Annotated in this window: 16 protein-coding genes and 1 tRNA gene; 12 read left to right on the top strand and 5 right to left on the bottom strand. The window is 44.8% G+C overall.

Going from position 1 to position 18480, the window contains the following annotated elements; genetic code table 11:
- Window positions 1-95: 95 nt before the first annotated feature.
- The 8 genes from treP to G5B60_RS10660 all read left to right on the top strand — a co-directional run bounded on the left by treP (window position 96) and on the right by G5B60_RS10660 (window position 9643).
- Window positions 96-2111, top strand: coding sequence for a PTS system trehalose-specific EIIBC component (treP, locus tag G5B60_RS10695; protein WP_164683954.1), 2016 nt, complete (start codon window positions 96-98; stop codon window positions 2109-2111).
- Window positions 2112-2132: 21 nt separating this feature from the next.
- Complete coding sequence (gene treC, locus G5B60_RS10690) at window positions 2133-3764, top strand: alpha,alpha-phosphotrehalase (RefSeq protein WP_164683953.1); 1632 nt, start codon at window positions 2133-2135, stop codon at window positions 3762-3764.
- Window positions 3765-3984: 220 nt separating this feature from the next.
- Complete coding sequence (locus G5B60_RS10685) at window positions 3985-5049, top strand: ABC transporter ATP-binding protein (protein WP_164683952.1); 1065 nt, start codon at window positions 3985-3987, stop codon at window positions 5047-5049.
- 10 nt (window positions 5050-5059) lie between these two features.
- Complete coding sequence (locus tag G5B60_RS10680) at window positions 5060-5929, top strand: carbohydrate ABC transporter permease (RefSeq protein WP_164683951.1); 870 nt, start codon at window positions 5060-5062, stop codon at window positions 5927-5929.
- Window positions 5929-6744, top strand: coding sequence for a carbohydrate ABC transporter permease (locus G5B60_RS10675; protein ID WP_164683950.1), 816 nt, complete (start codon window positions 5929-5931; stop codon window positions 6742-6744). Before G5B60_RS10680 ends, G5B60_RS10675 begins: the two co-directional genes overlap by 1 nt.
- Complete coding sequence (locus G5B60_RS10670; RefSeq protein WP_241154536.1) at window positions 6741-8093, top strand: ABC transporter substrate-binding protein; 1353 nt, start codon at window positions 6741-6743, stop codon at window positions 8091-8093. Before G5B60_RS10675 ends, G5B60_RS10670 begins: the two co-directional genes overlap by 4 nt.
- A 6-nt stretch (window positions 8094-8099) precedes the next feature.
- Window positions 8100-8828: a glycerophosphodiester phosphodiesterase gene (locus G5B60_RS10665; protein ID WP_164683949.1), complete on the top strand. Its 729-nt coding sequence runs from the start codon at window positions 8100-8102 to the stop codon at window positions 8826-8828.
- Window positions 8828-9643 carry a Cof-type HAD-IIB family hydrolase gene (locus tag G5B60_RS10660; protein WP_164683948.1) on the top strand — a complete coding sequence of 272 codons (816 nt, stop codon included), beginning with the start codon at window positions 8828-8830 and terminating at the stop codon, window positions 9641-9643. Before G5B60_RS10665 ends, G5B60_RS10660 begins: the two co-directional genes overlap by 1 nt.
- Before the next feature lie 45 nt (window positions 9644-9688).
- On the opposite strand, the gene G5B60_RS10655 is transcribed toward G5B60_RS10660, so the two are convergent.
- Window positions 9689-10330, bottom strand: a complete 642-nt coding sequence (locus tag G5B60_RS10655; protein WP_164683947.1) for a metal-dependent transcriptional regulator — start codon at window positions 10328-10330, stop codon at window positions 9689-9691.
- A 133-nt stretch (window positions 10331-10463) separates the two neighbouring features.
- Here G5B60_RS10655 and G5B60_RS10650 point away from each other — a divergent pair, with 133 nt between their 5' ends.
- From G5B60_RS10650 to G5B60_RS10635, 4 genes are all read left to right on the top strand, one after another.
- On the top strand, window positions 10464-11189 hold the full coding sequence (locus tag G5B60_RS10650; protein ID WP_164683946.1) for a metal ABC transporter ATP-binding protein: 726 nt from the start codon (window positions 10464-10466) through the stop codon (window positions 11187-11189).
- Window positions 11186-12028 (top strand): metal ABC transporter permease, encoded by an 843-nt coding sequence (locus G5B60_RS10645; protein WP_164683945.1) that lies wholly within the window; start codon window positions 11186-11188, stop codon window positions 12026-12028. Before G5B60_RS10650 ends, G5B60_RS10645 begins: the two co-directional genes overlap by 4 nt.
- A 5-nt stretch (window positions 12029-12033) precedes the next feature.
- Window positions 12034-12957, top strand: coding sequence for a metal ABC transporter substrate-binding lipoprotein (locus G5B60_RS10640; RefSeq protein WP_430523662.1), 924 nt, complete (start codon window positions 12034-12036; stop codon window positions 12955-12957).
- An 82-nt stretch (window positions 12958-13039) separates the two neighbouring features.
- Window positions 13040-14938, top strand: coding sequence for a M13 family metallopeptidase (locus G5B60_RS10635; RefSeq protein WP_164683943.1), 1899 nt, complete (start codon window positions 13040-13042; stop codon window positions 14936-14938).
- Between the two features lie 35 nt (window positions 14939-14973).
- Here G5B60_RS10635 and G5B60_RS10630 read toward each other — a convergent pair whose 3' ends face one another.
- The 4 genes from G5B60_RS10630 to G5B60_RS10615 all read right to left on the bottom strand — a co-directional run bounded on the left by G5B60_RS10630 (window position 14974) and on the right by G5B60_RS10615 (window position 18466).
- Window positions 14974-15930: a S66 family peptidase gene (locus G5B60_RS10630; RefSeq protein WP_164683942.1), complete on the bottom strand. Its 957-nt coding sequence runs from the start codon at window positions 15928-15930 to the stop codon at window positions 14974-14976.
- Between the two features lie 105 nt (window positions 15931-16035).
- Window positions 16036-16106 (bottom strand) — tRNA-Cys (locus tag G5B60_RS10625).
- A 70-nt stretch (window positions 16107-16176) separates the two neighbouring features.
- Window positions 16177-17775 (bottom strand): hypothetical protein, encoded by a 1599-nt coding sequence (locus tag G5B60_RS10620; protein ID WP_164683941.1) that lies wholly within the window; start codon window positions 17773-17775, stop codon window positions 16177-16179.
- Entirely contained in the window at window positions 17768-18466 is a 699-nt protein-coding gene (locus G5B60_RS10615; protein WP_164683940.1) for an ABC transporter ATP-binding protein, read from the bottom strand. The genes G5B60_RS10620 and G5B60_RS10615 overlap by 8 nt, the downstream gene beginning before the upstream one ends.
- Between the last annotated feature and the right edge of the window lie 14 nt (window positions 18467-18480).

The raw sequence follows: 18480 nt of genomic DNA, 5'->3' as shown, positions 1-18480 counted from the left end.
AAAAATCTAAAAATAACTTGCAGACAACTTTAAAAGCGGTTACAATAAAGACACAAAAAGAAATCAAGTTCACACTTGAAGGAGGAAAATACATTATGGGGAAATTTGAACAGGATGCCAAAACCCTGCTCACAGCGATTGGGGGTAAGGAAAATGTCAGTGCCGTAACACACTGTGCGACACGCATGCGCTTTGTTCTCGTTGATGATAAAAAAGCAGATACGAAGACGATTGAGAACATTCCGTCTGTTAAGGGAACCTTTACCAACGCTGGTCAGTTCCAAGTCATCATCGGAAATGACGTGCCGCTTTTCTACAATGACTTTACAGCGGTATCTGGTATCGAAGGTGTCTCAAAAGAGGCTGCCAAGTCTGCGGCTAAAAGCAATCAAAACCTCATCCAACAAACCATGACCTTGCTGGCTGAGATTTTCACACCTATCATCCCAGCCATTATCGTTGGTGGTCTTATCCTAGGTTTTAGAAACATCCTTGAGGGTGTTCAGATGGAGTGGCTAGGACGCAAGATTGTCGACGGTGTTGCGCAAACTACCAAAGACGGCACACCGATCTACAATACGATCGTCGATGTCTCTCAGTTCTGGTCTGGTGTCAATAGCTTCTTGTGGTTGCCAGCGCAAGCGATTTTCCACTTTTTACCAGTAGGTATCGTCTGGTCTGTCACTCGTAAGATGGGAACGTCTCAAATCCTAGGGATTGTGCTTGGTATCTGCTTGGTGTCACCGCAGTTGCTCAATGCCTACGACGTGGCAAATACATCAGCGTCTGAGATTGCTAAAAACTGGACATGGGACTTTGGTTTCTTTGCCATTAAGCGTATCGGCTACCAAGCGCAAGTCATCCCAGCGCTACTATCTGGTCTATCTCTAGCTTACTTGGAGCGCTTCTGGCGTAAGGTCATCCCAGAAGTGGTGTCTATGATTTTTGTGCCATTTCTCTCTCTTATCCCAGCGCTTATCCTAGCACACACAGTTCTTGGTCCAATCGGTTGGACAATCGGTCAATGGATTTCAACCATTGTGCTTATGGGACTTACTGGTTCTTTCAAATGGCTCTTTGGAGCAATTTTTGGAGCTCTATATGCGCCATTTGTTATCACTGGACTCCATCACATGACAACGGCTATTGATACCCAGTTAGTGTCAGACACTGGTGGGACAGCTCTTTGGCCAATGATTGCTCTCTCAAATATCGCACAAGGTTCAGCAGTTCTTGCTTACTACTGGATGAACCGTCATGATGAACGTGAAGCGCAGATTGCTCTTCCAGCCACTATCTCTGCCTACTTAGGTGTTACTGAGCCAGCGCTCTTTGGTGTCAATGTCAAATATGTCTATCCATTTGTTGCAGGGATGATTGGTTCAGGTATTGCAGGGCTTCTATCAACAACCTTTAACATCACAGCCAATGCTATCGGTATCGGAGGTATCCCTGGTATCCTCTCTATCAAGGCACAATACATGCTGCCATTTGCAGGTGTTATGGTGGTTGCTATTGTTGTTCCATTTGCTCTGACAGTCTTCTTTAGAAAAGCAGGCTACTTTACAAAAGTCGAGGATGAAACGGTCAAAGCCCCTCAAGTAGAAGCGCTTGAAGAGGCTGAAAGTAAAGCCGGTATTGACAAAGGCACGCTTGAAATCATCAAGAGTCCACTAACAGGTGAGGTGAAACCTCTCTCTGAAGCCGTTGACCCTGTCTTTGCCCAAGGTGTCATGGGTCAAGGGGTGCTTATCCAACCGTCTGAAGGTGAGTTGGTGTCTCCAGTTGACGGTGTGGTGTCTGTCCTTTTCCCAAGTAAACACGCTGTCGGTATCGTCTCAGATAAGGGCGTTGAGTTGCTCATGCACATTGGTATGGATACGGTCAATCTAGACGGAAAAGGCTTTGAAGCCCATGTTCAGCAAGGAGATAAGGTCAAGGTCGGTGATGCTTTGATTAGCTTTGATATGGCTGTTATCACAGACGCTGGCTATGTCACGGAAACCCCAGTCATTGTCACTAACCAAAACGACTATCAAGTCGATACCCTAGGTGAATTGCCAGCTGCTATCGTGCGTGGTGAGGATGTTCTAAGCGCAAGTCGCATTTAACAGTATAAAGTGAGGATTACTATGTCATTTGATAAAAAAAGTGTTGTCTATCAAATTTACCCCAAATCATATAAAGATACCACAGGAAATGGAATCGGAGATTTACAAGGTATCAAGGAAAAGCTCCCCTATCTGTCTGAGTTAGGCATTGATGTCATCTGGCTCAATCCTTTCTATCCTAGTCCCCAGCGTGACAACGGCTATGACATTTCAGATTACACTGCTGTCAACCCACTTTTTGGGACAATGGCAGACTTTGAGGACTTGGTTGCAACAGCAAAATCCTACGGCATCGAGCTCATGCTTGATATGGTCTTAAACCATTGCTCAACGGAGCATGAGTGGTTTCAAAAGGCACTTGCAGGTGACGCTTACTATCAAGACTTCTTTATCCTAAGAGATAAGCCGACGGACTGGCTGTCAAAATTTGGTGGCAATGCCTGGGCACCCTTTGGCGATACTGGAAAATACTATCTACACCTTTTTGATGTGACTCAAGCCGACCTCAACTGGCGCAATCCCCATGTCCGAGAAGAACTGTTCAAGGTTGTCAACTTCTGGCGTGATAAGGGCGTGAAGCACTTCCGCTTTGACGTGGTCAATCTCATCGGAAAAGACGAAGTCCTAGTTGACTGCCCTGTAAATGACGGTAAACCTGCCTACACAGACCGCCCCATCACACATGACTACCTCAGAATGCTCAATGAAGCAACCTTTGGACAAGATAGCGACAGCATGACGGTCGGTGAGATGAGCTCAACAACGATTGACAATTGTGTCAACTATAGCAATCCAGAACGTCATGAGCTATCTATGGTCTTTAATTTTCACCATCTCAAGGTGGACTATGATAATGGGCAAAAATGGACCCTAAAAGCCTATGACTTTGACAGTCTTAAAAATCTTTTTCACACTTGGGGCGAAGCCATGAGTGAAAACGACGGCTGGAATGCGCTCTTTTGGAACAACCACGACCAGCCTCGTGCGCTCAACCGCTTTGTAGATGTCAAGAACTTCCGCAACGAAGGCGCTACTATGCTAGCAGCCAGCATTCATCTCTCAAGAGGAACCCCTTATGTCTACATGGGTGAGGAGATTGGTATGATTGACCCAGACTTTACAAGCATGGACGACTATGTCGATATTGAAAGTATCAATGCCTATAAAGAGCTGAGAGATTCTGGAAAGACTGACGAGGAAGCCTTTGCCATTATCAAGGCAAAATCACGTGACAACTCAAGAACGCCTATGCAGTGGGACGACAGCACCTATGCAGGATTTTCGACTGCTAAACCTTGGCTAACACTTGGAGCGTCTCACAAAGACATCAATGTCGCAAATGAGAAGTCAGGTAAAATCTTCCCCTTCTATCAAAAACTCATCGCCCTGCGTAAAAACTACCCCATCATCGCAGAGGGCGACTACAAGGCAGCTTATCAAGACAGCCATCAGGTTTACGCCTTTGAGCGTCATCTTGACGGGCAAAAACTCCTAGTTCTCAACAACTTCAGTGCTGAAAAGATAGAGCTTGATTTACCAGAAGTTTACACCAATGGTCAAGTGCTTATCAGCAATTACACAACCCCTAAACTCACACAAAAACTAACCCTAAACCCTTATCAAACCCTAGCTATCCTCATCGAAAACGCATAAAACATTTTGGAAACCTATCTCTGTAGTTTACAGGGATAGGTTTTTTCTTGTTCTATTTTTGATGACTATTTGATAAACACTTTACATGATGGTGCTAAGATAACAAAAGATGATATTTGGAGGTTATTATGGATTGATCTAGCAGATGATGACAAGATATTTGTTATTGATGATGATGTGCCGTTTAGGACAGAAATGAAGTTATTAAAGGAGGAAGAATATGTCCATTCAACTACAGGATGTCAAAAAAGTTTATGACAATGGTGAGGAAGTGCTTAGAGAGGTTAACTTGACCATAGAAGATGGGGAGTTTGTCGCCATTGTGGGACCATCAGGCTGTGGTAAGAGTACACTGCTTCGTATGATTGCGGGCTTGGTGCCTGTGAGTGAGGGAAAGGTTTACATCAACGGTAGGGATGTGACCGATTTGCCACCTAAAGAGCGTGATTTGACCATGGTTTTTCAAAATTATGCGCTCTATCCCTTTCTGACCGTCAAGGAAAATGTGGCTTTTGGTCTCAAAGCACGTAAATTGCCTGCTGACGAGATTGAAAGGAGAGTGAGTAAAGCTATTGAAACAGTGGCACTCACAGACTACGCCGATAAGAAACCAAGTGCTCTCTCTGGTGGTCAAAGGCAACGTGTTGCTTTAGCACGTTCGATTGCTAGCGAAGCTAAGATTTGCTTGATGGATGAGCCTTTGTCCAATTTGGATGCTCAATTGCGCACCTCTATGCGCTCCGTCATTCGCCGTCTGCAACGCCAACTAGGGCTTACTGTGGTCTATGTCACACATGACCAAGTAGAGGCTATGACCATGGCAGACCGTATCGTCGTCCTCAACGACCATCACGTCCAACAAGTCGGCACTCCAGCAGAAATCTACAACAATCCTAATAATGTTTTTGTCGGGCGTTTTCTAGGAAGCCCACAGATGAATATCCTTAACGCTCACCTAGACGCAGAGAGAACACTTCATCTAGCAGACAGTATCAAGCTGCCTAAGCAACATATTGTGACATTCAGCTCTGCCTTTGAAGTGGGTGTTCGTCCAGAAGATTTGACGCTCACAAGGACCAAAACGCCAAACGCTTGTATTACCAATATTGAGTATCTGGGTAATCAATCCGTGTGCCACCTTGAGTTGACAAATGGCTCTAACATTACGGTTTTACTGCCAGAAGAAGGAGCGCACAATGATTGGCGCCTAAACGATCAAGTGAGCGTTAGCTTGACAGGTCGTCATCACATTTTTGACCAAAACGACTGCGCTATAAAGGGATAGGAGTGAGCTGATGAAAAAGAAAGATACTCTCTCAACAGTTGCCTTTTTGGCGCCAGCTGTGCTTCTTTTATTGGTCTTTGTCTTTTATCCAATTGTCAAGACGATTTACACGAGCTTTCACTTGACAGACGTCTGTGGCAAGACCAGCATGTTTGTGGGATTTGATAACTATATGAGCCTATTTAAGAACACTGCTTTTCAAAAAAGTACGCTCATGACCTTGGTTTTTGTAGCTGCTGCGACCGTTCTGACCATTATTTTGAGTCTAGCGATGGCTAACTTTGCGGCTAAAAAATTACGTGGTGCTGGCTTTTTTAAAACGGTTTTTTCAAGCACTATGGGAGTGTCTATCTCAGTGGGTGCAGTGTTTTGGCTCTTTATCTTTAACCCAACAGCAGGACCTATCGCACAGCTCCTATCAATGATGAATCTTCCTGTGTCTAACGTGCTAAGTACTCCCAGCGGTGCCATGCTAGCTGTGGTGATCTCGACCGTTTGGTTAAATCTAGGTTTTGCCTTTCTCATTTTATTGGGCGCTATACAGTCCTTGCCTAGTCATTTGTATGAGTGTGCGGAGATAGAAGGCTTAACGCCTCGTTATCAATTTTTTCATATCACCTTGCCTATGATTTCGCCCACTTTGTTTTTTGTTGTGGTGGTGACGGTTATTGACGCCTTTAAAGGCTTTGGCTTAATTGATTTGATGACGTCAGGTGGTCCTGATAATACGACTAACTTTTTAGTCTATAAGATTTACCAAGACGCTTTTATCAGTGGCGATTATGCGACAGCTAGTGCCGAATCCATCGTTCTTGCGATTATTATCGGTATTTTAACCATGCTCCAATTTAAAGTTTTAGAAAAACGGGTGACTTATTGATGAAAATGACAACTATGCAACGCTGTATGAACTATAGTGTGATTCTTTTGATGACGCTTGTCGTGATGACTCCGCTTGTTGTGGGGATTTACACCAGCTTACTTCCGACAGAGGATCTTATACAGGGCAATATCTTTACTAGCAACCTCTCCTTAGATAACTACATATCTGCTATTCGAGATACGCCCATCATTCGCTACTTTTTGAACAGCTTGTTGATTTCAACGCTTACTATGGTCGGATCTGTAGCAGTCTCTGCCCTGTGTGCTTATCCTTTTGCCTTTATGGAGTTTAAGGGGAAAAAGCTAGTCTTTGCTCTCATTTTAGCGACCATGATGATTCCATTTGAGGCGATTGTTATTCCAAACTTTATCACCGTGAAATCCATGAATTTACTCAACAGCTATGCTGGGCTTATCATTCCTTTTTTGGCGAGTGGTTTTGGGATTTTTATGCTGCGTCAAGCCTTTTTACAAATCCCAAGTGACCTGTACGAAGAAGCGCAAATCGAAGGACTCAGTCATTTGCAATTCTTTCTCAAAGTCGTCCTGCCCTATAGCAAGGTCAACATCGTCGTGCTAGCTTCCTATACTTTTTTAGGCAGCTGGAACCAATACTTTTGGCCAATGCTTGCGACCTTTACAGACACCGTGCGCCCTGTTCAGATTGGACTGAGGCAATTGCAGTCGACAGAAACCTTTAATGACTGGGGTATGATTCAGGCGAGTGCTGTGATTATTATCATCCCAACCTTGCTTGTTCTTTTCCTAGGTCAGCGTCATGCCAAAATCAACAATGAAGGAGCTGTGAAATGATGAAAAAGAAACGTGTTCTTATACCCGCAGCAGTCGCTGCTGCGCTTTGTCTGCTGTTTGCCTTGTCTATCCAGCTAGTCTCAACTAGCTCAGATGATAGAGAAAAAATCGTCTTTTGGCACGAGATGACAGGCTCGACCAAAGACACCTTAGCTCAATTGGTCGACGGCTTTAATAATAGTCAAGATAAGTATGAAGTGGTACCCTATTATCAGGGGACTTATGAAGAAGTGATTCAAAAAGTGCTAAACACTTATGGAACCGACGCTTCACCGACTGTTTTTCAGTCAGCGGATATCTCTGTTGCGCAGTTGTATGAGAGTGGTTGTATTACACCGATACAGACCTTTGTTGATAAGGAGAGTTATGACATCGAGCAAATCTACCCTGTAGCGAGAAATTTCTATTCTTATGATGATGAATTATTTGCCATGCCGTTTAACACCAGCCAGCCTGTGCTTTACTACAATAAAAGCTTGTTTGAAGAGCATGGGATTACACCGCCACCAAAGGAGCCGACTTATTCTGATTTGACCCGTGTCGCTAAAGAGCTAAAAGAAAAAGCTGGCACTAGCGTGTCTGGCATGTCCTTTATCGGCTACAGTTGGTACTTCGAAGAGTTTGCAGCGAATGCTGGTGTGACGCTGGTTGATAACAACAACGGTCGAGATGGAACGGTGACAAAAGCGACTTATAACTCAACAGCCATGCAAGAGACGCTCAGCTGGATTCAAGAAGGGATGAAGGCTGGCTATTTTACCAACTATGGCTCTGGAAATACTGCCATGACCAATGAACTAACAGCCTTTTTATCTGGAAAGACAGGCTTGATGGTGCGCTCATCTAGCGCTAGTCAACAAATCATCACAGGAACGGATGACGAGATTGGCATTTGCTACTACCCACATCCAGATGGACAAGAGCGTAACGGTGTGTCTATCGGAGGAGCAGCATTGTGGATTTCAAATGATAAATCACAAGTCCAACAAGAGGGTGCGTGGGCATTTATCAAGTACATGCTCTCAGCCGAATCCCAAGCCACTTGGCAGGCAGGAACAGGCTATCTTGCCCTAAACAAAGGCTCACAGTACACTGATACGCTATTAGACATGTATAAAGAAAACCCAGCTCTAGCCATTCCCTCACAGCAATTAGCCACTACAGTTCCAAATAAAACCAACTCAGGGACCTTTATGCAAGGGATGAACCAGTCACGTCTTTTGTTGCAAACGGCTATGGAGCAGGTCTACAACGGCGCTGACGTCAAAAAAGCTCTGAGTGAAGCGGAAAAGTCAATGGATCATTATATCACACAAAATAACTTAGCCAATAGCAAGCAAGGAGGATAAAAACCAATGGAAATTTTTGCACACAGAGGCTGGAGCCATGTCTATCTAGAAAACTCGTTGGACGCTTTCTTAGCAGCGGCTCATCTAGGCGTTAGTATCGAGCTTGATGTTCATCAGAGTAAGGATGGCGAGCTTGTGGTCTTTCATGATGAAAATCTAAAGCGTATGACAGGCGTAGACGCTCTGATTAAAGACTTGACCTATGACGAGCTGACGCAGTATCCGCTCCAAAAGGCAGGCAGACTAAAGACCAAGGAGCAGACCATTCCACGCTTAAAGGATGTTTTGCTAGCCTTTCAGGAGGTCGGCTTTTCTAAGACCTTAAATATTGAATTAAAAACGGATGTCTACACCTATGAGGGCTTGGAGAAACATCTAGCTCAGTTGTTAGAAGAGTTGAGTCTTGATTTTAGTCTTGTGATTTCCAGTTTTTCCTATGCGTCTTTAGGTCGCATGCATGAGGTCATGCCAGAGCTTGACTACGCCATGCTAGTCAGTGATGAAAACAGTCTAGAAAAGGGCTTGACAAGCGATTGGATAAGAGCTCTTCATCTGCCTTATACAGACCACCCTTGTCCAAAGACGGACAAAGCCATTCGTTACTGGACAGTGGATGTTCCAGATCAGGTCGCAATCTGTAAAGCGCGTGGCGCAAGCGCCGTCTTTGCTAACGATGTGCAAAATACGCTTTGGATTGATACGCATTATGAGGCGAGTAGAGGAGGAAGTGATTGATGCCGATAAAATTGATTGCCATTGATATTGATGGAACGCTTGTGGATGACCAAAAGCAACTCGACACAGCTACCAGCAGTCTTCTATCGGATTTGGCTAATAAGGGAGTGAGAATCGTTCTGTGTACAGGACGCCCTTATCTCGGAGCGCAAGCCTATCTAGAGCAAATGGGTTTTCACAAAGATTCTGAACAATATGTGATTACCCATAATGGCGCTCTGATTTCTAAAACGGATAGTAGTTTTGTCAAGGCTTTGCCACTTGATAGTGCCTTAGTCAAAGAAATCATGACCTATTGTCTTGAAAAGGGGCTTAGGTTTCACCTGTCGACGCATGAGCATATGTATACGCCTAACGACCCTATCAGCCCTTACACCGTCAACGAATCCCACCACACCAATATGTTACTGCGTCCATTTATGGACATGACGACCGTGGAGCACTTAGATGTATTTGATGTGATGATTGCAGATGATAGTCATCTTTTGGATGAGAATGAAGCTGCGATTAGAGAGCGCTTTGGGAACTACTGCGAGATTGTCCGTAGTGAGCCGCATTTTATCGAGTTTATGCACCCTCATGCTGGCAAGGGCAGGGCTTTAGATTGTCTCACCCAGTCTCTAGGTATCTCCTCGCACGAGGTCATGGTCATAGGCAATGCCCAAAACGATGTGTCTATGCTTGAGTTTGCTGGTATCTCTGTCGCTGTAGAAAACGCCGTCCCAGAGGTCAAAGCCGTATCAGACTTTGTCACATCAAGCAACAACGAGCAGGGCGTCAAACGGGCAATAGAGTATATGAAAGAGAACTTTTAACAATAGCATGAAAAACACCAAAGTCATCATGGACTTTGGTGTTTTTTACTCAACATAAATGCGCTCAGCGATAACATCGGTCATCTGAAAGGTATTGCCATTTGCCACAACGGTAAAGGTACCAGCAAAGCTATCGTGCTCAAGCACTTGAAGTGTCATGCCAATCGTCAAGTGGTGCTGCTCCATGTAATGAAGGAGATTGCGACTGTCACGCACCCGCACCAAGGTGTAGCTGCCAAACTCACTAATCTGGCTGAGTGTCTGCTGGTGCGCTTCGACCAGCGGTTCATTTGGCGCTGGGATAGATCCCCCGTGTGGGCATTCCTTTGGGTAGCCAAGCATCTTGTCCAAGCGGTCAATGAAATGGTCAGAAACCACATGCTCAAGCACCTCCGCCTCATCATGCACCTCATCCGTTGAGTAATTAAGGTGGTTAAGCAACAGCACCTCAATTAAGCGGTGTTTGCGGTAAAGTTTTGCTACCAAGTCTAAGCCCTGTGAAAGCAAAACATAGCCTTTTTCCTTATCTTTTTGGATGAGGTCTTGGGCAATCATTTTTTTAGTCATCTCAGAAGCCGCTGGAGCAGAAACTTCCATTCTTTCAGCGATTTGTTTGTTGGTGATTTTGTCAGACTGTTGTCCCAATTCATAAATACATTTTACATAATCTTCTTTATTTGGTGTCATAAGGATTCACTTTCTAACTAAGATCATGTTTTATTATAACAAAAATTTTCAAAAAGTGATTGACAGAAAAGAGAAAAAAGGGTACTCTAAATATAAAGTTAAGCATGCTTAATAAAATAAAAAGGAGAACCTTATGTTATCGCTGCGAGATATCTGTGTCAGCTATGATGGCAGGCAGCCTATTTTAAAAGACATCAGCTTGAGCTTGCCCAAGGCTGCTATTGTCGGGATTATCGGACCGAATGGCGCTGGCAAGTCCACGCTCATGAAAGCCATGATTGACCTTCTGCCTCACACGGGTGAGGTAGTCTTTGGCGAAAAAGAGCTATCTAAACAGCTCAAAAATGTGGCTTACATTGCTCAAAAATCAAGTATTGACATGACCTTTCCCATCACGGTGCGTGACTGTGTGGCGCTGGGGTGTCAAGTCGGTCTTGGTTTGTTTAAGCGCATGCCAAAGCAAGCTTATCAAAAAGTGGATGACGCTCTTGAAAAGGTCGGTTTGCTAGCACTTAGCAAGCGTCAAATCAGCCAACTCTCTGGCGGTCAATTTCAACGTATGCTGGTGGCTAGAGCCTTGGTGCAGGAGGCGGATTTGATTTTGTTAGATGAGCCTTTTGTGGGCATTGACATGGTGAGTGAGCAGTTGATTATGGAGCTGCTCAAGAGTCAGAGAGATGCGGGCAAGCTGATTTTGGTGGTGCACCATGACTTGAGTAAGGTGTCAGATTACTTTGATGAGATTATTTTGCTCAATCGCCGCTTGATTGCTTATGGTAAAACTAGCCAAGTCTTTAATCGATCTAATCTCGCCAAAACCTACGAAAATCAACTGCCACTTGAGGAGGTGTTGTCATGAGCGCTATTAGTAACTTTTTTGCTGACCTCATGTCCTACCATTTTTTACAAAATGCTGTAGTGACAGGGCTTGTGATAGGATTGGTGTCTGGCGTGATTGGCTGTTTTATCGTTCTTCGTGGCATGTCTATGATGGGGGATGCCATTAGCCATGCGGTTTTGCCGGGCGTTGCGATATCCTACCTTTTGGGGATGAACTTTTTTATCGGAGCGGTTGTCTTTGGCATGCTGGCGGCTGTATCGGTAACCTATATCCGTGAAAATAGTATCATCAAGGGCGACACCGCTATCGGTATCACGGTCAGTGCTTTTCTCGCTCTTGGTGTGATTTTAATCGGTCTCGCTAATAGCTCGACAGACCTTTTTCACATCATTTTTGGGAATATCCTAGCGGTGCAGGATGTGGACAAGTACCTGACTATCGTCGTCTCTTTTGTGGTGCTTGTTGTGATTTGGCTCTTTTACAAGGAGCTTTTGGTCACGAGCTTTGACCCTGTATTTGCCAAAAGTGTCGGTATGAAGGTCAATCGCTATCATTACCTGCTCATGTTGCTGCTTTCTGTGGTGTCGGTGACGGCTATGCAGAGTGTGGGGACGATTTTGATTATCGCTCTTCTCATCACGCCAGCAGCTAGTAGCTATCTCTACGTCAATAACCTCAAGCAGATGATGCTCCTCTCTAGTCTCTTTGGTGTTTTCTCCTCTCTAGCTGGTATCTTTATCGGCTATACCTACAATATCGCCGTAGGGTCTACCATTGTCTTGGTTGCGACCCTGCTCTTTGCTATTAGTTTTGTCATTGCCCCTAAGGGCATTCTTAGAAAGAAGGCTATCTCATGAAAGATATAAAAAAATGGTTTACAGGCTTAGCCCTAGCACTCTTAGCGCTCTCTTTAGTAGCTTGCACGTCTACGAAAGAAAGCACAAGCAAGAAGTTAAAAGTCGTTGCGACAAACTCGATTATCGCAGATATTACCAAAAATATCGCTGGCGATAAGATTGACCTCCACAGTATCGTCCCTGTCGGAAAAGACCCGCATGAGTACGAGGTTTTGCCAGAGGATTTGAAAAAAAGCTCGCAGGCAGATGTCATTTTCTACAATGGGCTTAATCTCGAAACGGGTGGCTCTGCTTGGTTTTCAAAACTGATGAAAAACGCCAATAAGACGGAAAATAAAGATTATTTTGCGGTCAGCGAGGGTGTGACACCGATCTACCTCGAAGGGAAAAATCAAGCGGGCAAGGAAGACCCCCACGCTTGGCTAAATCTTGAAAACGGCATGATTTATGCTAAAAATATCGCTAAGCAATTGAGCAAAAAAGACCCTGACAATAAAGCAACTTATCAGAAAAATCTCAAAGCTTATCTGAAAAAGCTAAGCCAGCTGGACGCTAGTGCCAAACACCGCTTTGATAACATTCCAAGCGAGCAAAAGCTCATCGTCACCAGTGAAGGCTGCTTTAAGTATTTCTCAAAAGCCTACAATGTACCGTCTGCCTACATCTGGGAAATCAACACCGAAGAAGAAGGCACACCAGAGCAAATCAAACGCTTGGTCACACAGCTACAAGCAAGCAAAGTCAAATCCCTCTTTGTGGAAAGCAGTGTTGAAAGCCGTCCTATGAAGTCTATCTCAAAAGAAACAGGTATTCCGATTTACGCTAAAATCTTTACAGACTCTATCGCAAAGAGTGGCAAGACCGGAGACAGTTACTACAGCATGATGGCTTACAACCTTGACACTATCGCTAAAGGTCTAGAAGGCTAATAAAAGCGCTCTAAATGTGACTTTCTGCCTTATTTTTGGTAGAATGGAACTGTTTACAACTATTGCTAAAAAAGGAGCGTTTATGGTTACTTACAAAGATGATTTTTACGAAGCTGTCAACGGCGAGTGGGCAAAGACAGCCGTTATTCCAGATGATAAGCCAAGAACTGGCGGTTTTACAGACTTGTCAGACGAGATTGAAGCCTTGATGCTTGACACCACTGACAAGTGGCTAGCTGGGGATGATGTGCCTGATGATGCGGTGCTCAAAAACTTTATCGCCTTTCACCGCATGGTGGCTGACTATGACAAGCGTGAGGAGATTGGTGTTGCACCAGCTCTGCCTTTGATTGAAGAATTTAAGGCGCTTACGTCCTTTCAAGACTTGGCGGATAAGATGGCAGATTTTGAGCTGTCTGGAAAGCCTAATGCTCTGCCATTTAGCGTAGCTCCAGACTTTATGGACGCACAGACCAATGTCCTCTGGGCAGAAGCACCAGGGCTTATCTTGCCAGACACCACTTACTACCAAGACGGTAATGAACAAGCGCCAGAGCTGCTTGCTAAATGGCGTGCCATGTATGAGGAATTGCTACCTAAGTTTGGCTTTTCAGCGGATGAGGTTGCTAGTCTCTTAGACCGTGTCTTGGAGCTTGACAGAAAGCTTGCTGGCTACGTGCTCTCACGTGAGGAGAGCTCAGACTATGTCAGTCTTTACAAGCCTTATGACTGGGCAGACTTTAAAAAGCTTGCGCCAGAGTTGCCACTTGATGACATCTTTTCTGCTATTCTAGGTGGTCAAGTGCCTGATAAGGTCATTGTCCCTGAGGAGCGCTTTTGGACAGAGTTTGCAGCGGAGTACTACTCTGAGGCAAACTGGGACTTGCTAAAAGCTGACTTGCTACTTTCCGCTGCGACCAGCTTTAACAGCTACTTGACAGACGAGATTCGTGTGCTTTCTGGTGCTTACAGCCGTGCTCTCTCAGGCACACCGCAAGCCATGGACAAGAAAAAAGCTGCTTACTACCTAGCACAGTCTCCTTACACCCAAGCTCTTGGCTTGTGGTATGCTGGTGAAAAATTCTCCAAAGAAGCTAAGGCAGATGTGGAAGCTAAGGTAGCAACCATGATTGAGGTTTACAAATCACGTCTAGAGGGTGCAGACTGGCTAGAAGAGTCAACACGCCAAAAAGCGATTACAAAACTCAATGTCATCACCCCTCACATCGGCTACCCTGAGAAATTACCAGACACCTATGCTCGAAAAATCATCGACCCAGCCTTGAGCTTAGTTGAAAATGCTGAAAACCTAGCGAAAATCTCTATCGCTTACCACTGGAGCAAGTGGAACAAGCCTGTTGACCGTAGCGAGTGGCACATGCCAGCTCATATGGTCAACGCTTACTACTCACCACAGCAAAACCAAATCGTCTTTCCAGCGGCTATCCTGCAAGCACCGTTTTACTCGCTTGAGCAAAGCTCATCAGCCAACTACGGCGGTATCGGAGCTGTGATTGCCCACGAGATTTCACATGCCTTTGACACCAATGGTGCTTCCTTTGACGAAAACGGAAGCCTTAACAACTGGTGGACAGACCAAGACTACGCAGCCTTCAAGGAGCGTACGGATAAGGTCGTTGAGCAGTTTGACGGCTTAGACTCTTACGGTGCTAAGGTCAATGGAAAACTCACCGTATCTGAAAATGTCGCTGACCTTGGTGGTGTCGCTTGTGCTCTTGAAGCCGCGAAAAAAGATGACGATTTCTCAGTGACTGACTTCTTTATCAACTTTGCCACTATCTGGCGCATGAAAGCTCGCCCAGAGTACATGCAAATGATGGCAAGCGTTGATGTCCATGCTCCAGGCAAATGGCGCACCAACGTGACTGTAACCAACTTTGACGAATTTCATAAAGCCTTTGATGTCCATCCAGGAGATGGCATGTGGCGCTCACCAGAGGATCGTGTGATTATCTGGTAACAAAAAAGTTGAGTAGCTTAAGCTACTCAACTTTTTTAATCTTCTGTGATGGTAAATGTCATATCCTCGGTTGAAATGGTAATCGTCGCACCAATAGTCATGGTCAGCAGAGGTTGTGTGTGTGCAAAGTCCATATCGTAGACGACAGGAATTGTCTGTAAAATAGGGTGCTTGTCTAGAATGAGGCGCAGGAGCGACTCAGTCATCTCAGTCTCCTTTGGAAAGCGCCCGATAAGAAGCGCCTTAGGGTGAGGATAGCTTTGCAAAAGCGCTGCTAAGTTGCGGGTAAAGTCATAAAAGAGGTCTTCCTCGGACTGCTCGGCAACTAAGACGTAGTCCGACACCTGAGGGGCATAGTCTGTCCCACGTAGCAGGTTGAAGGTGACGAGATTGCCGCCGATAAGGGTTCCTTGAGCCTTGCCGTGCGTGTAAACTTTCCACTCTGTTGGGAAAAAGTGGCGGGGCTGAGTCGGATCGTACCAAGCGTCACTCGACCACTGGCTACTTGGAGTCAGCTCATAGCTGGTCTGTGTCATGGCTTGCAGCCACATCTTGCTCTGATAGTCTTGCCCTTCATTCATCTTAAAACTCGAATAGCTAGGTCCCATGTAGGTCATGAGGTGGGTCTTGGCAAAGATAGCGTTTAAAAAAGCCGTCGAGTCGGAGTAACCACAGATGATTTTTGGGTGTTTAGCGATAAGGTCATAGTCGAGATAAGGCAACAGCTCATTGGAGTTGAAACCTCCGATAGTAGCCAAAATCGCATCCACATCAGGGTCGCAAAAAGCAGCGTGCAAATCCGCCACACGACTCTCAATAGAAGCCGAAAAGAGCGGGTCATTTTCCAAATAATGCTCGGAAAAAGAGATCCTAAAGCCAAGCTCCTCCAGCTTTTTCTTTGCCGCTAGATTTGCCTCAAAGCCACCCAAACGCTCAATAGACGAAGATGGACTCAACACACGAATGTGACTGCCTTTTTCTAGTTTTTTCATCCTCAACACCTCCAAAAGTAGAATGGCTTTATTATAGCATAAAGTGGGGGTGAAAAGTGTAGTTAACACAAAAAGCTCACAAAAGTGAGCTTTTTAAGGTTATTAAGGCGGTAGACGGATTTGAACCGACGATCAAGCTTTTGCAGAGCCGTGCCTTACCACTTGGCTATACCGCCACAACAGATTACATTTTATCTTAATTTTTGAGATTCGTCAAGTGGTAAATGTGAAAAGTTGAGCAACTTTTTAGCGCAGGTGAAAGGTCTTAGGGGAAAACTTGAGAACAGCTACAAATCCAAGCACCATATAGATGAGACAAAAGCCGATAAAGTAAAGAAAAGCATGGGCTGTCAGCTGAGCGAGTTGAAAAGAGAGATAAGCTGACCAAGAGTAAAAGATAAGATTTGCAATCTGATAAACAGGATTCTTGACCTTTAGGTTTTCCGTAAATGGCGAGAGCAGATAATAAAGAATGAGAAAGTGCAGACTGTAAAAGAGCATTGCTATGCACTGGATGATAAGGAGCCAGATAAGAGCAAGGAGATTGTGACCGTTAGACAAGAGGTAAGCTCCCACAAGTCCTAAAAGCGCGAGCCCTAAAAGTGGTAGATGTAGACGGCAAATGGTAGCAAAGCGGATACGAAGTGCCACGCTCAAATGCCTTGGTTCACGGTAAAAAGTGTAACGCATAAGCTGTCTATCCATATGGTAAAAGCAAAACTTGGTGTAAAACTCGCTAGAAAAGATAATAGAGCTAGCAAGGACAAGCATTGGAAACCACATGGTCGTAACCGCTGACATGGAAAAGGATAGCTTGTGAAAAAGAGCAAGTCCCCAAAGAGCAGCTAGCAAAGCAAGCAACAAACCTAGCTTAGGATAGCACTTGCGCTTGAGGTGGTGCCCAACTCGACTGTAAAAAATCTGATTGAGATAAACAATCCCGTCCCCTGCTGGCTGTCCCTTTACCGTGGTGGTGTTTATGTCCTTTGGCTTCAAATCAAGACCTTGTGTTTGCGCCTCAACCATTACCTTGTCAAAGGTTTGGAGTTGCTCATAGGTCAATAGCTTGCGTGCCAGCTTGTCAAACTGTGGGTAGTGTAGCAGTATATAGCTACAGATAAGAGTTAGCCCAAACCCTAAGACGCCAGCCTGCCAAGTGTAAAAAAGCTGATAAGACAGAGAAAAGCCAAAGAGCGTACCAACTGTTAATGCTAGAAAGACCAAAGCTAATCCCAGTGTGATAGGCACGAGAAACTTATCAGGAGTGTCTGACTTTGCCTTGTAAGTGGCAAGCAGCAAGACCTTCATCAAAAAGCTAAATCCCATAGCACACAAGGTAAGATAAACAGCAGACAAGAGTGGCAATCCTAGATAAGCAAAAATAGCCAGTAGAACTAAGCAAAGGCTGACTCGCAGCAAGAGTTCATCAGCCAATTGTTTGGTAAAAAGATAGCGTCTGATAGGCAGGCGAAAAATCCGAAAGGCAATGATGGTGTCTGTATCCTTAGTCAAGTATTGACTGCGAAAGACACCGCTTAGAAATACACTCAAAAGCACCAGCCACGTAAGAAAATAAGCCCTAGCCTCCACCTTTGGCTGAAAATAATTAGCTGCCAGATGAGATAGTAGCAGTAATGCCACCAAGTAGAGTGTGCGATAGACAAATGCCATTATGATTTTCCAAATGCCTGTTAGATAAACCAGAAGCGTCTTGAGCTGAGTTGCTTGATAGCAAGTGTTTGGGATGTATTTGCCGATAAAAGGCAAGCGCTGTAAGAGGTAGATAAACTGATTGTACTGGCGTCTTCTTGTTAAGAAGGCATAAAAACGTAGGAGTTTAATCATCTGTCTCACCTGCCAATACTTGAACAATCCGACCCTCAAATTGGCTATCATCCCTATCAATAGCAAGAGGTGTTAGCTGCCCGTCTTTAAGTACAACAATCTCATCGCATAAATCATAAGCCAGCTGCAAAATGTGTGTGGACAGGAGAATGATGTGATCTTTTTTCAGCGTCTTGAGGAGTTTTTTGAGTTGGATACCAGCGAGGACATCTACAGCCGTTAACGGCTCATCCAGCAAAATTACCTTAGGCGCCAAAATCACAACCGCTAAAATAGAGAGCTTGCTCTGCATACCGCTAGAGTAGCCCTTGATAATCCGATGTCTGTCTGCCACATCAATTTCCACCATCTCCAGATAGTCATCAGGACTTAGTGTACTTGGACTTTCTCTGATATCCAGAAAAAACTGCACAAATTCATAGCCTGTTAAAAACTCTGGTAGTAGGTTTTCTGCCATGACCATACCGACATGACTAGCTGATAGAGGAAGCTCATTCTCGCCGTCTCTTAGGCGACACTCTCCACTATCAAGGTCAATGTCTTGGTTTATGAGGCGAAAAAGTGTCGTTTTTCCAGCACCATTTCGCCCAAGTAAGCCTGTAATCTTGCCCTCTTCAAAGACCGCACTCGCTTCTTTTAAGACCACCTTATCTTGAAAACTTTTACTGACCTTATCGACAATCAACTCCATAGAAAACCTCCTAA

It is taken from the genome of Streptococcus hyointestinalis (assembly GCF_011039275.1).
Classification (GTDB): domain Bacteria; phylum Bacillota; class Bacilli; order Lactobacillales; family Streptococcaceae; genus Streptococcus; species Streptococcus hyointestinalis_A.
Note: the sequence above shows the minus strand (reverse complement) of the source record. Positions and strands in the feature narration are given on the sequence as shown.

Coding starts and splice junctions, on each gene's coding strand:
- treP (WP_164683954.1), top strand. CDS start 96: ATGGGGAAATTTGAACAGGATGCCAAAACCCTGCTCACAGCGATTGGG.
- treC (WP_164683953.1), top strand. CDS start 2,133: ATGTCATTTGATAAAAAAAGTGTTGTCTATCAAATTTACCCCAAATCA.
- G5B60_RS10685 (WP_164683952.1), top strand. CDS start 3,985: ATGTCCATTCAACTACAGGATGTCAAAAAAGTTTATGACAATGGTGAG.
- G5B60_RS10680 (WP_164683951.1), top strand. CDS start 5,060: ATGAAAAAGAAAGATACTCTCTCAACAGTTGCCTTTTTGGCGCCAGCT.
- G5B60_RS10675 (WP_164683950.1), top strand. CDS start 5,929: ATGAAAATGACAACTATGCAACGCTGTATGAACTATAGTGTGATTCTT.
- G5B60_RS10670 (WP_241154536.1), top strand. CDS start 6,741: ATGATGAAAAAGAAACGTGTTCTTATACCCGCAGCAGTCGCTGCTGCG.
- G5B60_RS10665 (WP_164683949.1), top strand. CDS start 8,100: ATGGAAATTTTTGCACACAGAGGCTGGAGCCATGTCTATCTAGAAAAC.
- G5B60_RS10660 (WP_164683948.1), top strand. CDS start 8,828: ATGCCGATAAAATTGATTGCCATTGATATTGATGGAACGCTTGTGGAT.
- G5B60_RS10655 (WP_164683947.1), bottom strand. CDS start 10,330: ATGACACCAAATAAAGAAGATTATGTAAAATGTATTTATGAATTGGGA.
- G5B60_RS10650 (WP_164683946.1), top strand. CDS start 10,464: ATGTTATCGCTGCGAGATATCTGTGTCAGCTATGATGGCAGGCAGCCT.
- G5B60_RS10645 (WP_164683945.1), top strand. CDS start 11,186: ATGAGCGCTATTAGTAACTTTTTTGCTGACCTCATGTCCTACCATTTT.
- G5B60_RS10635 (WP_164683943.1), top strand. CDS start 13,040: ATGGTTACTTACAAAGATGATTTTTACGAAGCTGTCAACGGCGAGTGG.
- G5B60_RS10630 (WP_164683942.1), bottom strand. CDS start 15,930: ATGAAAAAACTAGAAAAAGGCAGTCACATTCGTGTGTTGAGTCCATCT.
- G5B60_RS10620 (WP_164683941.1), bottom strand. CDS start 17,775: ATGATTAAACTCCTACGTTTTTATGCCTTCTTAACAAGAAGACGCCAG.
- G5B60_RS10615 (WP_164683940.1), bottom strand. CDS start 18,466: ATGGAGTTGATTGTCGATAAGGTCAGTAAAAGTTTTCAAGATAAGGTG.